This window comes from Arthrobacter sp. P1_B9 (assembly GCF_056406495.1).
On the sequence record NZ_JBFUAA010000005.1, the window covers coordinates 1 to 18,125 of the forward strand.

10 protein-coding genes are annotated in these 18,125 nt (G+C 66.7%); 2 read left to right on the plus strand and 8 right to left on the minus strand.

The genetic code is table 11. The features are described from left to right. Nucleotides 1–516 precede the first annotated feature (516 nt). Genes AC1D1A_RS08825 through AC1D1A_RS08835 form a run of 3 tightly spaced genes read right to left on the minus strand, consistent with a single transcriptional unit; the run spans nt 517 to nt 8,118 of the window. Nucleotides 517–4,242 (minus strand): 1,4-alpha-glucan branching enzyme, encoded by a 3,726-nt coding sequence (locus AC1D1A_RS08825; protein WP_476858128.1) that lies wholly within the window; start codon nt 4,240–4,242, stop codon nt 517–519. Between the two features lies 1 nt (nt 4,243). Beyond that, entirely contained in the window at nt 4,244–6,040 is a 1,797-nt protein-coding gene (treS, locus tag AC1D1A_RS08830; protein ID WP_018774200.1) for a maltose alpha-D-glucosyltransferase, read from the minus strand. 5 nt (nt 6,041–6,045) lie between these two features. Then, the gene (locus AC1D1A_RS08835) at nt 6,046–8,118 is read right to left on the minus strand and encodes an alpha-1,4-glucan--maltose-1-phosphate maltosyltransferase (RefSeq protein ID WP_476947549.1); all 2,073 of its coding nucleotides are present in this window, start codon (nt 8,116–8,118) and stop codon (nt 6,046–6,048) included. Nucleotides 8,119–8,269: 151 nt separating this feature from the next. Here AC1D1A_RS08835 and glgP point away from each other — a divergent pair, with 151 nt between their 5' ends. Then, nucleotides 8,270–10,888 (plus strand): alpha-glucan family phosphorylase, encoded by a 2,619-nt coding sequence (gene glgP / locus AC1D1A_RS08840; RefSeq protein WP_476850584.1) that lies wholly within the window; start codon nt 8,270–8,272, stop codon nt 10,886–10,888. A gap of 45 nt (nt 10,889–10,933) precedes the next feature. On the opposite strand, the gene AC1D1A_RS08845 is transcribed toward glgP, so the two are convergent. Both AC1D1A_RS08845 and glgX read right to left on the minus strand, forming a co-directional pair. Then, on the minus strand, nt 10,934–11,290 hold the full coding sequence (locus AC1D1A_RS08845; protein ID WP_079552073.1) for a barstar family protein: 357 nt from the start codon (nt 11,288–11,290) through the stop codon (nt 10,934–10,936). A 22-nt stretch (nt 11,291–11,312) separates the two neighbouring features. Continuing rightward, the gene (gene glgX, locus AC1D1A_RS08850; protein ID WP_476858130.1) at nt 11,313–13,427 is read right to left on the minus strand and encodes a glycogen debranching protein GlgX; all 2,115 of its coding nucleotides are present in this window, start codon (nt 13,425–13,427) and stop codon (nt 11,313–11,315) included. A gap of 115 nt (nt 13,428–13,542) precedes the next feature. Between glgX and AC1D1A_RS08855 the strand changes: the two genes are divergently transcribed. Beyond that, nucleotides 13,543–14,346: a carbon-nitrogen hydrolase family protein gene (locus AC1D1A_RS08855; RefSeq protein ID WP_476947550.1), complete on the plus strand. Its 804-nt coding sequence runs from the start codon at nt 13,543–13,545 to the stop codon at nt 14,344–14,346. Between the two features lie 621 nt (nt 14,347–14,967). Here AC1D1A_RS08855 and rlmB read toward each other — a convergent pair. From rlmB to AC1D1A_RS08870, 3 genes are all read right to left on the minus strand, one after another. Continuing rightward, nucleotides 14,968–15,969 carry a 23S rRNA (guanosine(2251)-2'-O)-methyltransferase RlmB gene (rlmB, locus tag AC1D1A_RS08860; protein WP_028276342.1) on the minus strand — a complete coding sequence of 334 codons (1,002 nt, stop codon included), beginning with the start codon at nt 15,967–15,969 and terminating at the stop codon, nt 14,968–14,970. Nucleotides 15,970–16,103: 134 nt separating this feature from the next. Beyond that, nucleotides 16,104–17,552, minus strand: coding sequence for a cysteine--tRNA ligase (gene cysS, locus AC1D1A_RS08865; protein WP_476947551.1), 1,449 nt, complete (start codon nt 17,550–17,552; stop codon nt 16,104–16,106). A gap of 90 nt (nt 17,553–17,642) precedes the next feature. Next, complete coding sequence (locus AC1D1A_RS08870; protein ID WP_223914369.1) at nt 17,643–18,002, minus strand: hypothetical protein; 360 nt, start codon at nt 18,000–18,002, stop codon at nt 17,643–17,645. Nucleotides 18,003–18,125 lie beyond the last annotated feature (123 nt).

Consider the following 18,125-nt stretch of genomic DNA (forward strand, 5'->3'; position numbering starts at 1 on the left):
CGTTCATCCTGAGCCAGGATCAAACTCTCCGTTGAAGTAAAACAGACACAACATGCGCCCCCGGGAAAACGGGATGCACACGCTGCACAAAATTTGAAACCAGCCAAATAACACCAGACCACACCACGGGGTGGCGGGCCCGGCAAATTCAACCAATTCAATACAATAAATTGGTATCAACAAACTTGGCACACTATTGAGTTCTCAAACAACAGACACACCCGGCACCACCACAACCAACAAACAGTCAAGGATCGCTCCGGAGCAACTTTTCAAACTTACCCGGCCGCTTCACCCTAGTCAAATCGGCGATCCAGACTCATTCTTGCCATAGGCTTCTGGGTCTTGGTGGCCGTTCAACTCCGGGGAGCAGCGCGGAAATAAACTCTACCACCACTTGGGCCGGCTGACAAAGCGGCACCGAAGACGGTGCAGAAAAGCCCGGAATCACGGGGATTCCGGGCCTCTCGCAAACACTTCCCTACGCGCGCCAGGTCTGCTGTCCGGGCGCTGCGCCTAGCCCAGCGGCTTGAAGTACGCGGCCCCTAGCGGAGGCAGGGTGACGGTGAGCATGGCCGGCTGTCCGTCCAGGCCGTCCTTCGTCGCGGTCAGGGTTCCGGTGTTCTCCACCCCGGAACCGCCATAGCTGGCGGCGTCGGTGTTGAGCACTTCCTGCCACTCGCCGGCGGCCGGGACGCCGAGGAGGTAGTCCGTGTGCGGCCCGCCGGAGAAGTTCACGGCGCAGACCAGCGGGTTGCCGTCGGCGTCACGGCGGATGAACGTCAGCACATTGCGGTCCGAGTCTCCCCCATTGATCCACTGGAACCCTTCGGGCTGGTTGTCCCGCTCGTACAGTGCCGGCGTGGAACGGTAGAGCTCGTTGAGGTCCTTGGTCAGGAGCTGCATGCCGTTGTGTGCCGGGATGTCCGCGAGCCACCAGTCCAGGCCGTACTGCTCCGACCACTCCGCTTCCTGGCCGAATTCGGTGCCCATGAAGATCAGCTGCTTGCCCGGGTGGGCCCACTGATATCCCAGGAATGCGCGCAGGTTTGCCAGCTGCTGCCACCGGTCACCGGGCATTTTGCGCAGCATGGAGCCCTTGCCGTGCACAACTTCATCGTGGCTGATGGGCAGCAGGAAGTTTTCCGTGAAGGCGTAGACCATCGAGAACGTGATGGTGCCGTGGTGCCACCGGCGGTTGTACGGGTCCTCGGCCATGTATTTGAGCGAGTCGTGCATCCAGCCCATGTTCCATTTGAGGCCGAAGCCCAGGCCGCCGCCGCTCGTGGGCGCCGTGACGCCCGGGAATGCGGTGGATTCTTCGGCAATCATGACCGCGCCGGGGTGGGTTTTGTAGACCGTGGCGTTGACCTCCTGGAGGAATGAGATCGCTTCCAGGTTTTCGCGGCCGCCAAAACGGTTTGGCTGCCACTGACCCTCTTCGCGGGAGTAGTCGAGGTAGAGCATGGAGGCGACGGCGTCCACGCGGAGCCCGTCGATGTGGAACTCATCGAGCCAGTACAGGGCGTTGGCCACCAGGAAGTTACGCACCTCCCTGCGGCCGAAGTCGAAGATCAGCGTTCCCCAGTCCGGGTGTTCGCCCAGGTTCGGATCGGCGTGCTCGTACAGTGCTTCGCCATCGAACCGGGCCAGGGCCCACTCGTCCTTGGGAAAGTGCGCCGGGACCCAGTCGAGGAGGACGCCGATGCCGGCTTGGTGGAGTTCGTCAACGAGGTGGCGGAATTCGTCCGGGTGCCCGAAGCGCGAGGTCGGCGCGAAGTACGAGGTGACCTGGTAGCCCCACGAGCCGCCGAAGGGGTGCTCGGCCACAGGCATGAACTCCACGTGGGTGAAGCCGAGCCATTTGACGTATTCCACGAGTTCCTTGGCCAGTTCGCGGTAGCCCAGCCCCACCTTCCAGGAACCGAGGTGGACCTCGTAGACGCTCATGGCCGAGTTGTGCGGATCGCGGGCGGCGCGGGCCTGCATCCACTCGGCATCCTTGAAGACGTAAGAGGGCTCCACCACCCGGGATGCCGTCAGCGGCGGGACTTCGGTGCCGAAGGCCAGCGGGTCCGCTTTTTCCACCCAGTATCCGTGCCGGGTCCTGAGTTCAAATTTGTAGCACGCCCCTGCTACAACCCCGGGAATGAAGACTTCCCACACACCGGTGGAACCGAGGGAGCGCATGGAGTGTTCGCGGCCGTCCCAGCCGTTGAAGTCGCCCTTGACGCGCACTGCCTGGGCGTTCGGGGCCCAGACGGCGAAGGACACGCCGTCGACGTCGCCAAGCGAGGACTTGTAGTGCTGCACGTGCGCGCCGAGGACATCCCACAGACGCTCGTGCCGGCCCTCACCGATCAGGTGCAGGTCTACTTCGCCGACGGTTGGCAGGTAACGGTAGGGGTCGTCCATGACCTGGGGCTCGTGGTCCTTGTAGGTCACCTCGAGCCGGTAATCCGGCACATGGCCGCGCTCGAGCGGCTCCATCACGGCCACCCATACGCCGCTCGATTCGTGCGTCATGGGCGTCGAACCTGCCGACGTCACGACCGAGACCGCTTCCGCCAGGTGCTTGACCGTCCGGATGGTGACATGGCCATGGTCATCGAGATGGGCGCCGAGGACCGAGTGGGGCGCGTGGTGTTCGCCGCTGGAGACCCTTGCAAGGGTCTCGCCATCCACGGGCAGTGGTGTGCCGGGCCGATCGATACGTGCTGATCCTGTCATTTTTATACCTTCCGCTGCGGCTTCGGCGGCGACGCCGGAACCTGTACTGCCGAGGAGACGACGCGATGCGTTCACCGGGATGGAGAGCCAGTCCGGCCTGTTCCTTAGTTCGTAGATGACTTCGTAGAGGGCTTTGTCGAGCCACAGCGCCACAAAGAGCGGCGAGTCGCGGTCGATGCTGCCGGGAATGACGTCGGCGTAGCCGGCCAGGAAGGCCTCAGCGCAGTCATCCACCCAGGTCCCGGGCACCACGGCTCCGGGGTTTTCGCGGACGGCGGCTCCGGCGGCGTAGTCGAAGGACCGCAGCATGCCGACTACGTCGCGAAGGGCGACGTCCGGGAAGTTGCGCTCGGAGATGGGGCGCAGGGGCTCGCCCTCGAAGTCGAGGATGGCCCAGCGCGGGGGGCCCCCCGGCTCGCCCGGGACCATGCTGCCGGGCACCTGCAGGATTTGCCCGAGGTGGAGGTCGCCATGGATACGCTGGAGCGGGCCTGCGCTGGTGCCCTCGAGCCGGCCGAGGAGACCGTTCAGCGCTTCTTCGTAAGGCCCGACAGCCTGGCCGGCCTGGGCCCAGGACTGACGGACGCGCTCGGCTACTCCCGGCGCGATGTCCTGCCCCGGCGCAGATTCGGCGGCTGTGCCCAGGGCCTCGGCGAGCCGGCGGTGCACGGTGGCCGTGGCCGCGCCCAGCGCGTGGGCTTCTGCAGCGAACCCGATCCCCCGGCTGGCCGCGTCCACGGCGAGCCGCCACGCATCGAGTCCGCCGGCGAGGAATTCGTGCGCCACAGCCAGCTCGCCGGAGGCGGGACGGACAGTGGCGGGACGGCGGGCATCTGATGGCTCCGCCCCTGCTGCCGCCGCCGGCACCTCCCACTCGCCAGCCACCCAGCCAAGGGTTGCCGGGACCTCCGCGGTGTGTCCCGCAGTCAGCGCCGCACCGATTTCAACCTCGGGATTCTGCCCTTCGGACAGCACCCGGAAGAACTTCACGATGGCGACTGTGCCGCCGTCCTCGTCGTCGACGATCACCGAGCTGTTCGATTGCTCGCCCGAGAGGACCTTGACCTTGCCTGTTGCGAACGGCAGGCGGTAGCCGGACTCCACCAGGTGGCCGGTGGCGTTGCCCGACGGCGTCGTTGCGCCGTGCCGCATGAGCTCCAGCCAGGCGGCGACGAAGGAGGCGTCGTGGACGCCGTCGTACACCCACTGGTGGGCGGCATCAGCGCGGGTGCCGGGAAGTTCGCCGATGAGCGCGCGTTCTGCCCCCGGCAGGGGTTCTGGCCGGAAACTGAGCGGCACCTGGACGACGTCGGTGCGGCTGCCGCCGGGCGTGGGGTAGGACACCGCGACCAGCAACACCTCGAACGTGGCCCCGCCGGCGGCGGTCTCAAGGCGCAGGCCGCCCGCCGGTTCGAAGGTGAACTCGGCGGTCTTGACAGGGAACCATCGCTGGCGCGGGAGCCAGGCGCCAAGCAGTCCGCTCAAGGCCGGGGCAAGGGCTGGTCGCGTCATCTCAACCCTCGATGGACAGGACGGGCATCGCCTGTGTGAACGGGGATGCCGGGTTGGAGGCGGCGGAACGGATCCGCAACCAGAAGAAATCGTGGCTGCCCAGGGTCAGCGTCAGCGTTCCGTCATCGCCGATGGCCGGGAAGGCCTGGCCGCCGAAGACGTCCCGGAGGCCGCGGCCGGCGAAGTTCGGCACCCGCAACGTGGCAGCCACGGGGTGCTGTGAGAGGTTGAAGGCGCACAGGATGGTCTCGGCGTCCTCGCCGGCGGCGTTGCCTTCCGGGAGCTCACGCAGGTAAGCGAGGACGACGTCGTGGTCAGCCTCCACATGCTTGAATCCGCCGAGCCCGAAGGCGGGGTGGTTCTTGCGGACGCTCAGGATCTGGCGGGTCCAGCGCAGCAGGGACCCCGAATGTGCGGCCTCGGCCTCCACGTTCGCCATGCTGTAGTTGTAGACCAGCGACTGGATCACCGGCAGGTACAGCTTGCCCGGGTCGGCGCTGGAGAACCCGGCGTTCCGGTCCGGGTTCCACTGCATCGGGGTGCGGACCGCGTCGCGGTCCTCGAGCCAGATGTTGTCCCCCATGCCGATCTCGTCCCCGTAGTACAGGAACGGGCTGCCCGGCAGGGACAGCAGCAGGGCGTTGATCAGCTCGATCTCGGAGCGGGAGTTATCCAGCAGCGGGGCCAGCCGGCGCCGGATGCCGATGTTGGCGCGCATGCGCGGATCCGGCGCGTACCAGCCGAGCATCGCGGCGCGTTCGTCGGAGGTGACCATTTCCAGCGTCAGTTCGTCGTGGTTGCGCAGGAACGTGCCCCACTGGGCGCCTTCCGGAATGTCCGGCGTGTCCTTCATCGTCTCGATGATGGGGGACGCCTTCTGGTCCCGCAGCGCGTAGTACAGCCGCGGCATGATCGGGAAGTGGAACGCCATATGGCATTCCGGTTCCTCTTCGGTGCCGAAATACTCCACCACTTCGGCGGGCGGCTGGTTGGCCTCGGCAATGATCACGCGGCCCGGGTAGCTTTCATCGACCATCCGGCGCAGCTGGCGGAGGAATTCGTGGGTCTGCGGCAGGTTCTCGCAGTTGGTGCCCTCCTCCTCGAACAGGTACGGGATGGCGTCCGCCCGGAAGCCGTCGATGCCCTGGTCCAGCCAGAACCGCACGACGTCGAAGAGCGCGTCAATGACCTTGGGGTTCTCGAAGTTCAGGTCGGGCTGGTGGCTGAAGAACCGGTGCCAGAAGAACTGCCTGCGGATGGGGTCGAAGGTCCAGTTGGATTCCTCTGTGTCCACGAAGATGATGCGGGCGTCTTCGTACTTCTCGTCCGTGTCGCTCCACACGTAGAAGTCGCCGAAGGGACCATCCGGGTCCTTGCGTGACTCCTGGAACCACGGATGCTGGTCGGAGGTGTGGTTCAGCGGAAGGTCGATGATCACCCGGACGCCCCGGGCATGGGCCTCGGCCACGAGCCGTTTGAAGTCGCTGATGGTGCCGAACTCGTCCAGCACGGAGTTGTAGTCCGAGATGTCGTAGCCGCCGTCGCGCAGCGGTGACTGGAAGAAGGGCGGGAGCCACAGGCAGTCCACCCCCAGCCACTGCAGGTAGTCCAGTTTCTCGATCAGGCCGTGGAAGTCGCCCGAGCCGTCTCCGTTGCCGTCGGCGAAGCCCCGGACGAGCACCTCGTAGAAGACCGCCTTGCGGTACCAGAGGGGATCGTGCTGGAGGCCCGGGGCATTCAATTCAAAGCTCCCCCTCGGGCTGAAGTGCTGGCTCGGGTTCTGCGGGCTAAAACTCACTGGCACTACCTCCGGATGCTAAGAATGTGAACGGGCTCGACGTGCGGGTCCAGGCGGACGTAGTTGTACTCCCCCCATTCCCAACTCTCGCCGGTCAGCAGGTCATCAACCATGAAACGGCCGTTGTGCGTGAAGTTCTCCGGGTCCAGTTCCAGCGCCGGCAGGTCCAGGGACACCGTGCTCTCCCGGGTGCCGTGCGGGTCCACGTTGACGACGATGATCAGGGTGTCCTTGGTCCCGTCCGCGAGGGTCTTGTGCTTGGAGAACACCACGGTGGAGCTGTCCGAGCTCTGGTGCACCGTCAGGTTCTGCAGATCCCCCAGGGCCGGGTGCGCGCGCCGGATCCCGTTGAGCCGGGTCAGGTACGGGGCCAGGGTGCGCCCCGATTCTGCCGCAGCGTCCCAGTCGCGGGCCTTGTACTCAAACTTCTCGTTGTCGATGTACTCCTCGGCGCCGGGACGCGCCACGTGTTCGTAGAGCTCAAAGCCGGCGTACACGCCCCAGATGGGGCTTGCCGTCGCGGCCAGGGCGGCACGGATCTTGAAGGCCGCCGGGCCGCCGAACTGCAGGTATTCGGTGAGGATGTCCGGGGTGTTGACGAAGAAGTTCGGCCGGAAGTAGGCCGCCGACTCGCGGCTGACCTCCTGGAAGTACGTCTCCAGTTCTTCCTTGGTGTTCCGCCAGGTGAAGTAGGTGTAGGACTGCTGGAAGCCGGCCCGGCCAAGAGCGTGCATCATGGCCGGGCGGGTGAACGCCTCGGCGAGGAAGACGACGTCGGGGTGCTTCTTATTGACCTTGCCGATCAGCCATTCCCAGAACCACACGGGTTTGGTGTGCGGATTGTCCACCCGGAACACTTTGACGCCGTGGCTGACCCAGAGCATCACAATCCTTAGAATTTCGTTGGACAGCCCCGCGGGGTCGTTGTCGAAATTCAGCGGGAAAATGTCCTGGTATTTCTTTGGCGGATTCTCCGCGTAGGCAATAGTGCCGTCGACGCGCGTGGTGAACCATTCCGGGTGGCTTTGCACCCACGGGTGGTCGGGCGCGGCCTGCAGGGCCAGGTCCAGGGCCACCTCGAGTCCCAGCTCACCGGCCCGTGCCACGAAGGCGTCGAAGTCCTCGAAGGTGCCCAGATCCGGGTGGATGGCGTCGTGGCCGCCCTCGTGGGATCCGATGGCCCACGGCGAACCGGGATCGTGCGGTCCGGCGATCAGGGTGTTGTTCGGCCCCTTGCGGTGCTGGCCGCCGATCGGGTGGATCGGCGGCATGTAGATGATGTCAAAGCCCATGGCGGCGACGGCGTCGAGGCGCTGCGCGGCGGTGCGGAAGTTGCCGGAGGTCCATTCCCCCGTGTCGTGGTTGCGCACGGCACCTTCGGAGCGGGGGAAGAATTCGTACCAGGCGCCGGCTCCGGCAAGCGTTCGCTCCACCAGCAGCGGGTAGGGCTCGGAAACCGTCACAAGTTCGCGGATGGGCTGGCGTTCGACGACGGCGGCGACGTCGGCGCCGAAGCCGGCGGCGAGGCGTTCCTCGGGTGTCCGGGACGTATCTGAGAGGACGACGACGGCCATCCGCAGCGTTCTGCGGTCACCGGAGGGGCGGGAGGCGTCTTCGGAGGCTTCGGCCAGCAGGGCGGCACCTTCGGACAGCATGAGCTCGACGTCGATGCCGGCCTCCACCTTGACCTCGGCGTTGTGGTGCCAGGTGCCGTAGCGGTCGTGCCAGGCCTCGATGACGAAGGACCAGTTGCCAGTGGCGGGCGGGGTCAGGAGGCCTTCCCAGCGGTCCGTGCCCATTCCCCGGGGTCCGCGCGGCGGGGCGAGGCGGACCCGCTGCCGCTCTTTGCCGCGGGGGTCGAGCAGGACGGCGCTGACGCCGAGCTGGTCGTGTCCCTCCCGGAACGCGGTGGCTCCCACAACAATGCTTTGGCCCTCGACGGCTTTGGCGGGAAACTTTCCGCCCTCCACCGAAGGCTGCACGGCGGTGATCGGAAAGCGGCCAAATCGAAGGCCATCCGTGATCAGGGCCTTGGGCTTTTGCTTGGACACGGCGCTGGTTCGCGAGTTATTCGTCACAGCCTCGACGTTATCTACAAAACGGCCAGAATGCTAAGGCCTCGAACGTTTTCCGGAGGTTTCTGGTTCTGGTCGGAGTGATATCCGTCATTTACGGGAAAGAATCTTAAAGCAGTTCCGGGGCAACGACTTGTCCGTTAGTGTTTCGCTGGTGAAGGCAATCCGCAGATTTACCGTCCGAACCGTACTCCCGGAGTCGATCCGGCCGCTGGCCCGGCTCGCCACCAATCTCCGGTGGTCCTGGCATCCGCCCACCCGGGAGCTTTTCGAGGGGCTCAACCCCGGGGTCTGGGCGGAGAGCGCCCACGACCCCGTGACTTTCCTGGGCCTGGTCAGCCGGGAAGAGCTGCAGCGCCTCGCCGCGGACCAGGACGTGGTGCGGCGCGTCCACGCCGCGGCCGATGACCTCGACCAGTACCTGGAACAGCCGCGCTGGTACCAGAGCCTGGGCGACGGCGCGCCGGCATGCATCGCCTATTTCTCGCCGGAGTTCGGCATCACCGAGGTCCTGCCCCAGTACTCGGGCGGCCTTGGCATCCTGGCCGGGGACCACCTGAAGGCGGCCTCGGACCTTGGCGTGCCGCTGATCGGCGTCGGACTCCTGTACCAGGCCGGCTACTTTAAGCAGTCGCTCTCCCGGGACGCCTGGCAGCAGGAAACGTACCCGGTCCTCGACCCCGACGGGCTGCCCCTGACGCTCCTGCGCGAGGCCTCCCCGGACGGCAACGGCAAACCGGTCCAGATCTCCCTGCCGCTTCCCCAGGGCCGGCGCCTGCTGGCGCACGTGTGGCGGGCCGACGTCGGACGTGTGCCGCTGCTGCTGCTGGATTCCAACGTTCCGGGCAACGACGAGGCTGCCCGCGGCATCACCGACCGCCTGTACGGCGGCGGCGGAGACCACCGGCTGCAGCAGGAGCTCCTGCTGGGCATGGGCGGGGTCAAGGCGCTGCGGGAGTTCCAGCGGCTCACGGGTGTCCCCGCGCCGGAAGTCTTCCACACCAACGAGGGCCACGCCGGGTTCCTCGGCGTCGAGCGGATCCAGGAATTGATGTCCGGCACGGCGCCGCTGAGCTGGGAGGAGGCCCTGGCCGCCGGGCGGGCGTCCACGGTGTTCACCACCCACACGCCGGTGCCGGCGGGGATCGACCGCTTCGAAATCTCCCAGATTCAGCACTTCTTCGAAGCCGGCCTCGCCCCGGACGTCCCGGTGGCCAAGATCCTGGACCTGGGCCGCGAGGACTTCGCCGACGGCAACCCGTTCGTGTTCAACATGGCCGTGATGGGGCTGCGGCTGGCCCAGCGGGCCAACGGTGTGGCCAAACTGCACGGCGTGGTCTCGCGCGGGATGTTCTCCGCCCTCTGGCCGGGCTTCGACCACTCCGAAATCCCCATCACCTCCGTCACCAACGGCGTGCACGTCCCCACCTGGGTGGACCCCCGCATCGCCGCGCTGGCGCGGGACCACTTCGGTGCCGAGGCGGAGGCGCAGGGCCGGTGGGACCTGGCCTACAACGTCACCGACGAGGACCTCTGGGCGTTGCGGCGCGAGATGCGGGTGTCCCTGGTCGAGGATGTCCGGCGCCGGCTCCGGGCCGCGTGGAAGAAGCGCGGCGCGGCCGACGCCGAGCTGGCGTGGACGGACTCCGTCCTGGACCCGGACGTCCTGACCATCGGCTTTGCCCGCCGCGTGCCGACCTACAAGCGGCTGACCCTGATGCTGCGCGACCCGGAACGGCTCAAGGCGCTGCTGCTGCACAAGACGCACCCCATTCAGCTGGTCATCGCAGGGAAGTCCCACCCGGCGGACGATGCCGGCAAGAAGATGATCCAGGACCTCGTCCGGTTCACCGACGACCCCGCCGTGCGGCACAGGATCGCGTTCCTGCCCAACTACGACATCGCCATGGCCCGGACCCTGTTCCCCGGCTGTGATGTGTGGCTGAACAACCCGCTGCGCCCCTTGGAGGCCTGCGGTACCTCCGGCATGAAGGCTGCCCTGAACGGTTCGCTGAACCTCTCGGTCATGGACGGCTGGTGGGATGAGATGTACGACGGCGAGAACGGCTGGGCGATCCCGACCGCCAACAACGACGCCTCCCCGGAGGAACGCGACGACATCGAGGCGGCGGCTCTGTACGAGCTGCTCGAAACGCAGGTGGCGCCGCGGTTCTACGGGCTGACCGTATCCGACGCCGCGGGCGCTGCCGGACCGTCCCAGCCCGGCCCGCAGGCCGTGCCTACGCACTGGGTTTCGATGATCAAGCACACCATGTCCCACCTGGGCCCGGCGGTTTCCGCGGAACGGATGCTCCGGGACTACGTCAACGTCCTGTACCGGCCCGCCGCGATCGCAGGACGCCACGCTGTGGCGGACAACTACGCCCAAGCCAAGGCCCTGGCGGCATGGAGCTCACGGGTCCGGGCCGCATGGCCGCACATCCAGGTCGAACACGTCGACTCGGTGGGGGTCTCCGAGGACCCGCAGATCGGCGATCTGCTGCAGGTAAATGCATACGTGGCGCTGCGTGAGCTCTCACCGGACGACGTCTATGTTGAGGTGGCCTACGGCCGGGCCGAGGACACCGACGAGCTGACGGACATCACGGTCGCGGAGCTCAAGGCCGCCGAAGACCTCGGCAAGGGCCGGCACCTCTTCAGCGGCACGCTGGTGATCGACCGTTCGGGGTCCTTCGGCTACACCGTGCGTGTGCTCCCCAAGAACGATGCCCTGGCCTCAAAAGCGGAGCTGGGCCTGATCGTCAACGCCTGACCGTCACCACGGCCTGACCGTCACCGCGTGGCGTGCTAGCTCTCTTTAGAGGCAGACGGCGATGACGTCCAGGCTCTTGCCGGCGTAGCCTTCGGCGTCCTGCAGCGTTTCGCAGATGACGCCGAAGGAGCGGTCCGCGCGGAGCGCGGCGGGCACCTGCCAGATGAACGTGACAGGGGCCTCGCCGTCGTCTGTCACGGCATCCGCGACGTCGTGCAGCGAATCGTGCAGGGCATCCAGGTCTGTGCCGTAGTCCTCGGGGACGTCCAGGAGCTCGCCGAACGTGTCCAGGACCGCCTGCTTGGTGTCGGCGGCGGGGACAACCAGGGCGCGCCGGCCGGCGTCGCCGATTTGCGCCGTGAGTTCTTCGATGGTCCAGGTCTCTGCCGAGTAAATCTTCATGGGGTCCTTAATCTCGAATTGTTTAGGTGCGGTAGATATTGATCGTGTTGGCCTGGACGAGGTCGCGCTCACCGGAGGCGACGCGGGCGCCCTGACGCCGGTCATGGAGTTCGGACGTCGTCACGCGGAGTTCGAAGAGCCGGTGCCCGGTGCCGTCCTCGTTGCTCAGCCGTGGCAAGGTGACCTTGACGTCGTCGGCGCCGCCGTTGACCACCACGAGGCCGTCGACGTGCCCGTCGTCGGACCCGAGCAGGAGCTGGATCACCCGGTGGCCGGGGTCATGCCACGTGTCGGCGGACATGGGCTGGCCGTCCACATCGAACCAGTGGAAGTAGGACTGGTTGTCACGCGCCGGGTAATCATGCGGCTGGCTGGCCAGAAACTCCTTGCGCAGCCGGATGACGCGCTTGGTGGTGCGCAGCATCGCATGGGATTCCGTGGTGCTGGTCCAGTCGATCCAGGTCAGTGCATTGTCCTGGCAGTAGGCGTTGTTGTTCCCCTGCTGGGTCCGGCAGATCTCGTCCCCGGCGGTGATCATGGGTACGCCCTGGGAAATCATCAGGCAGGCCATCAGGTTCCGCCTGCTTTGGGCGCGCCGGGCGAGGATCTCGCCGTCTTCAGTGGGGCCCTCGAAACCGTGGTTGTAGCTGCGGTTATCGCCGTGGCCGTCCCGGTTCTGCTCGCCGTTGGCCTCGTTGTGCTTGCGGTCGTAGGCCGTCAGGTCGGCCAGGGTGAAGCCATCGTGGGCCGTGATCAGGTTCAGCGAGGCGAGCCGGGACCGGCCCGAGGACTCGAACAGCCGGGCGGAACCAGAGAGGGCGTCCGCGAGGCGGGCCACCGGGCCGCCGCTGCCGCCGCCGTCGATCGCTGCGCGGTCGGCGAGCCAGAAGCTGCGGACGGCGTCGCGGAAATGATCGTTCCAGTCCACCCACCCGGCGGGAAACCGGCCGGTCTGCCAGCCGCCGTAGCCCACGTCCCAGGGTTCGGAAATCAGCTTGACGCCGGACAGGACCGGATCGGCTCCGACGGCGACGAGGAAGGGGTGCCGCGGATCGAATTCGTTGGCGCTGTTACGGCACAGCGTGACGGCGAGGTCGAAGCGGAACCCATCGATGTGGAACTCGCTCACCCAGTAGCGCAGGGAATCCAGCACCAGCTGTACGACGCGGGGTTCGCCGAAGTTCAGGCTGTTGCCGCAGCCCGTGGTGTCCACGTACCTGCCGTGGCCGTCGTTGCGGTAGTACTGCATCTCGCCCAGGCCGCGGAAGCTCAGGGTGGGACCGTCCGTGCCGCCCTCGGCGGTGTGGTTGTACACGACGTCGAGGATGACCTCGAGCCCGGCGGCATGCAGCAACTTGACCATGCCCTTGAACTCGTCCTGGACCGCGTGGGCGCCGGCGGCCTGGGCGGCCTCGGTGGCGTAGCCGGGATGAGGGGCGAAGAACGCCGCCGTGTTGTAGCCCCAGTAGTTCGTCAGCCCGAGCTGTTGCAGGTGCGGCTCGTCCACGTGGAAATGCACGGGCAGGAGCTGGACCGCCGTGACGCCCAGCGAGATCAGGTGCTCGATCATGGCCGGGTGGGCCATCCCGGCATAAGTCCCCTGCAGGTCCTCCGGAATGTCCGGGTGCAGCTTCGTCTGGCCCCGGACGTGGGCCTCGTAGACGATCGTGTTGCGCCACGGGACCCGCGGGCTGCGGTCCAGACCCCAGTCAAAATCGTTGCCGACCCGGACGCTGGTGATCAGCCCCTCGCGTTCGTCGACGGCCCGGCCATAGGGGTCCATCAGCAACGGCTGCTCGCCGACGGCATCGAAATTCGTGGCGGGCATGGACAGCGGGAGGGCCTCGTGTTCCGGGGAGGACCGGAAGCCATAGCGCGAGCCGGCGGGAATGCCCTCAACAATTCCGTGGTGGACGCCGTCGGTGACGTTGGGCAGGGTCTTCACCTGCCAGGTTCCCCCGGGCGCCTGATATTCGATCTCCAGCGTGGTTACGCCGGGCGCGTAGACGGCCACGTTGGCGAACGCGCCCCGGGGATCGTCCACTGCCGGCGACCCGGTATGTGGAACGCTGATCCCCAGCGGAAACGCCCGCGAAGCGTCTACGGTGGAAGCGGTATCTATGTAAGACATAACCATTGCTTAAAGCTTAGCCGGGCCAGACAAATGGCCCCCGTTTTCGTTTTCATGACGTTTTGCAGTGTACGGACCGCCGCACTGCATACTGTAATGGAGCGCCGAGTTGGAGGTAATTGTGCGCGTTGCACTAGCCCAAATAATTACCGGCCGTGACGTGGCCGCAAACCTGGACCTCGTGGACGCCTATGCGCGCCAGGCCAAGGCCGGCGGCGCGGACCTGGTGGTGTTCCCGGAAGCCACCATGCGGGCCTTCGGCAATTCGCTCCTGGCTATCGCCGAGCCGCTGGACGGCCCGTGGGCATCCCGCGTCCGCGCCCTCGCCGCGGAGCTCGGCATCGTGGTCGTCGCCGGCATGTTCACTCCCGGCACCGCCGCAGACGGCGCCAAGGTGCGCAACACCCTGCTGGTCACCGGCCGCGGCCTCGAGGCCAGCTACGACAAGATCCACCTGTTCGATGCTTTCGGTTTCGCCGAGTCGGACACGGTCGACGCCGGCACCGCCCCCGTCACCTTCGAGCTCGACGGCGTGACGTTCGGCCTCGCCACGTGCTACGACGTCCGTTTCCCGGACCTGTTCACGGAAAACGCCGACCGCGGCGCCGACGTCAACATTGTGTGCGCCTCCTGGGGCTCGGGCCCCGGCAAGGCCGAGCAGTGGAAGCTCCTGGCCCGAGCCCGCGCCCTGGACTCCACCACCTTGGTCCTCGCCTGCGGCCAGGGCGACCCCGCCAGCGTGGGTCACCCGGTCAAGGGTTCCGCCCCCACCGGCGTCGGGCACTCCGTGGTGGTCTCCCCCATGGGCGACGTCCTCGAAGAACTCGACGGCGCCCCCGGCCTTCTGTTCGCGGACTTGGACACCGACGCCGTCCAGGAAGCCCGCACCAAACTCCCGGTCCTGGCCAACCGCCACAGGTTCTAAGCCGTCTGTTCCCCAAAGCTTCACGCTGTGGTCACCCCTGCTCTGGTCACCCCAGCGTGCAACGGCGCCTTGCCGTCGCTTAGACACCTCCCGCCGCCTCCTTCGGCCGCTGGGCGGCCTCATCCGGCTCTGGTCGGCGATGCGCTCCTTTGCAAGACACCGCCGCCCGCTCGATATTGGGTCACCAACCGCCGGGCTGCTTCACATGAACGGCAGAGACGAAGAGGCGAGTGTTCCCAACAACAACGCGGGGTCACTTCGCGCCCATTTTGGAGCCTCGGATGGGCGCGATCTGACCCCGCGTTGCCTGTGGCCGTTCTCGGCTTAACAGGAAACGCTCCCCCACGAGACGTGAGGAAGCGTTTGCCGTTTACTACCAACGGTGAGCGGGGCTCATCGCCGGAACCGGAGTTTTGCAACGGAGCGCATCGCCGACCAGAGACGGTGAAGGCCGCCCGCGGCCGAAAGCGTCGACGGGAGGAAGGGAAGCCCCGAGGGCCCCGAACTGAGCTTGCGAAGTTTGGGAAGGGGCCGACCGCTAAGCGACGGCAAAACTGCGGTTCCGGCGGAACCCAACCCCGACTCAGGTGACTGGGAACTGAACCGCCACCGGAGCACGGACTACTTAGCGGCGCGCTGGCGGGAGATCTCGTAGAGGGAGATACCGACGGCCATGGAGGCGTTGAGCGATTCCATGGCGGAGTCGATCGGGATGGAGACGATCTGGTCGCAGTTTTCGCGGACCAGGCGGCTCAGGCCCTTGCCCTCGGAACCGACGACGATGCACACCGGTTCGGTGGCCAGGGTGAGCTCGGGCAGCGAGACGTCGCCGTCGCCGTCGAGCCCCAGGACGTAGATCCCCATGTTCTTGAACGCCTTGAGCGTGTTGTTCAGGTTGGCCGCGCGGGCGACGGGGACGCGGACGGCTGCACCGGCGCTGGTCTTCCAGGCCGAGGCGGTGACGCCCACGGAGCGGCGCTCCGGGACGACGACGCCGTGGCCGCTGAAAGCCGAGACGGAGCGGATGATCGCGCCAAGGTTTCGGGGATCGGTGATGCCGTCCAGCGCGACGAAGAGCGGGGCGTTGGCTACGTGGCCCTTCTTCCAGGCCTCGAGGGTTTCTTCGGCGAGCTCGTACGCGTCCTGGTATTCGTACGGCGGGATCTGCAGCACGAGGCCCTGGTGGATGGCGTCGTCGGTCATCCGGTCGAGCTCGGGCTTGCCGGTTTCCATCAGCGGGATGCCGCGTTCGGCGGCCAGCTTCAGGGATTCCTTGACGCGGTCGTCCATTTCGATGCGGACGGCGACGTGCAGGGCCTTGGCCGGGATGCCGGCGCGCAGGGCTTCGACCACCGAGTTGCGCCCGGTGACGACCTCTTCGGTGGCGCGCCCCTTGGGACCGGAGCGGCCGGTGCGGGCGGCGGCGCTGGTAGTGCGGCTTCCGCTGGCGCGCTTGGCCTCGGAGCGTTCGGCGAGCTGCTTGTTCTTGAACGCCTTGTGGTAGGGGCGGTCCTCCGCCTTCGGCGTGGGGCCCTTGCCCTCCAGAGCCTTGCGGCCGTGACCGCCGGTTCCGACGGAGGGGCCCTTCTTCAATTTGACCGAGCGGCGACCGTTGTTGGCCATGAGTTTCACCCTTTAAATACGCGATTCGTTGACAAGTCTGACCTCCAGTCTACTGACTCGAGTAAAATCCACGATTTCGGGGTGGCCCGGAACGGACGACGGCGGCCCACTTCACCGGCCGCCGGCAACGGGCTTCAGCCGCGCTTGAGGCTCCAGCTCGCCCCGTCCGGGCCGTCCTCGACGACGACGCCGGCTGCGGCCAGGGTGTCCCGGATGGCGTCGGACGCTGCCCAGTCTTTGGCGGCCCGGGCGTGGGCGCGCGCCTCCAGCTGAGCCTCGACCAGGACGCCAAGGGCGGAGTTGGCTTGTTCGTCGGCCGCAGGCGTTGCGGTGGCGTTGAGGCCGAGGACGTCCAGCATGGCGGTGACGCTGGCCAGCGCCTGACCCGCGGCGTCGAGGTCGCCGTCGGTGAGAGCCGTGTTGCCGGCGCGGACGGTGTCGTGCAGGACAGCGAGGGCCTGCGGGACGTTGAGGTCATCGTCCATAGCCACCCCAAAAGCTTCCGGGACAGAACCAGCGGATGCCTCCGATCCCGGGTCGGGCAGGACCCGGCTTGCGCGGCTGAGGAAGCCGTCGATCCGCTCGACGGCGGCGGCCGCTTCCTGCAGGGACGTCGGCTGGTAGTCCAGGACCGAGCGGTACTGCGCCTGCCCGAGGTAGTACCGGACAACGCGCGGCGGGGCGAGTTCGAGCATTTCCGCCGGGCTCACGGTGTTGCCGATGGACTTGGACATTTTCTCGCCGGCGTAGGTGACCATCCCGTTGTGCATCCAGAAGCTGGCGAAGCCGTGGCCCGCCGCCTGTGACTGCGCCATTTCGTTTTCGTGGTGCGGGAAGCGCAGGTCCAGGCCGCCGCCGTGGATGTCGAACTCGGTGCCGAGGTATTTGGTGACCATCGCGGAGCATTCGAGGTGCCAGCCCGGGCGGCCGGCGCCCCATGGGGAGGCCCAGCTCGCCGTCGTCGGCTCCCCGTCCTTGTAGCCCTTCCACAGCGCGAAGTCGCGGGGGTCCTTCTTGCCGCGGGGGTCCGCGTCAGGGGCGCCCTGCATGTCGTCGAGCTTCTGCCGCGTCAGCGAGCCGTACTTGGACCAGGAACGTACATCGAAGTAGACGTCGCCGGAGTCGTCCAGGGCCGGGTAGGCGTGGCCGCGGTCGATCAGCTGCTGGATGAGGGTGTGCATTTCCGGGATGTGGCCGGTGGCGCGGGGCTCATAGGTGGGGCGGGAGACGCCCAGGGTGTCGTAGGCCTTGAGGAATTCCTGCTCGTAGCGGTAGGCCAGGGCCCACCATTCCTCGTTGCGGAGGGCTCCGGGCTCGTCTTCAAAGTCGGCGCCGAACGAGGCGGCCGACTTGGCAAGGATCTTGTCGTCGATGTCGGTGACGTTGCGGACTGCCGTCACCCGGAAACCGCGGTACTGCAACCAGCGGGTCAGCTGGTCGAACGCGATGGCCGAGCGGATGTGGCCGACGTGTGGCATGCCCTGGACGGTGGCTCCGCAGTAGTACAGGCTCACCTTGCCAGGTACCAGGGGGACGAAGTCGCGGACTTCGGCGGATGCAGTGTCGTAAAAGCGCAGGGTCACCGCTCCAGATTAGCCGATGGCGCTCCGGGGCCTGACCCGCGGCTTTGCCGGCACGGCGGAGGCCGGCAGGCAGGCCGCCGGTGCGGCGACCTACTTGCAGTATTGGCCGATCTTGTTGATCTGCTCCGTGAGCTGGGCCGTCTGTTGGTCGGTCTTGGTTCCCGTAGGGCTCGCCGCAACCTGCTTCATGATCTCGGCCATCTGCTGGATCGGGGCGCCCACCTCCGGCGCTACCTTGTCCGCAACCTCCTGGTAGTGCTGGCCAATCTGCCCTGCCTGCTCCTTAGCGCTCCCGGAGGGCACGAAGGTGTCGGTGTTGAGGAACTTACAGCTTTCCTCGACGCTGAGCTTCGGAGTGGCGCTAGGCGTTTGGGGCGCTGTCGTGGAGGCGGCACAGCCGCTCAGCATGGTCCCTGCCACGAGTACGACGGCGGTCAGCAGCTTCTTCACGGCAGGTCTCCTGGCAGTTCGGAACGGGTGTCTCGCTTGGGTCTTCCCTCAAGCGTAGGGGACCGGGGCCGGCGGTGCTTAACCAGCGGCGCCCAACCTGCGGTGCTTCACCTGCTGTGCTAA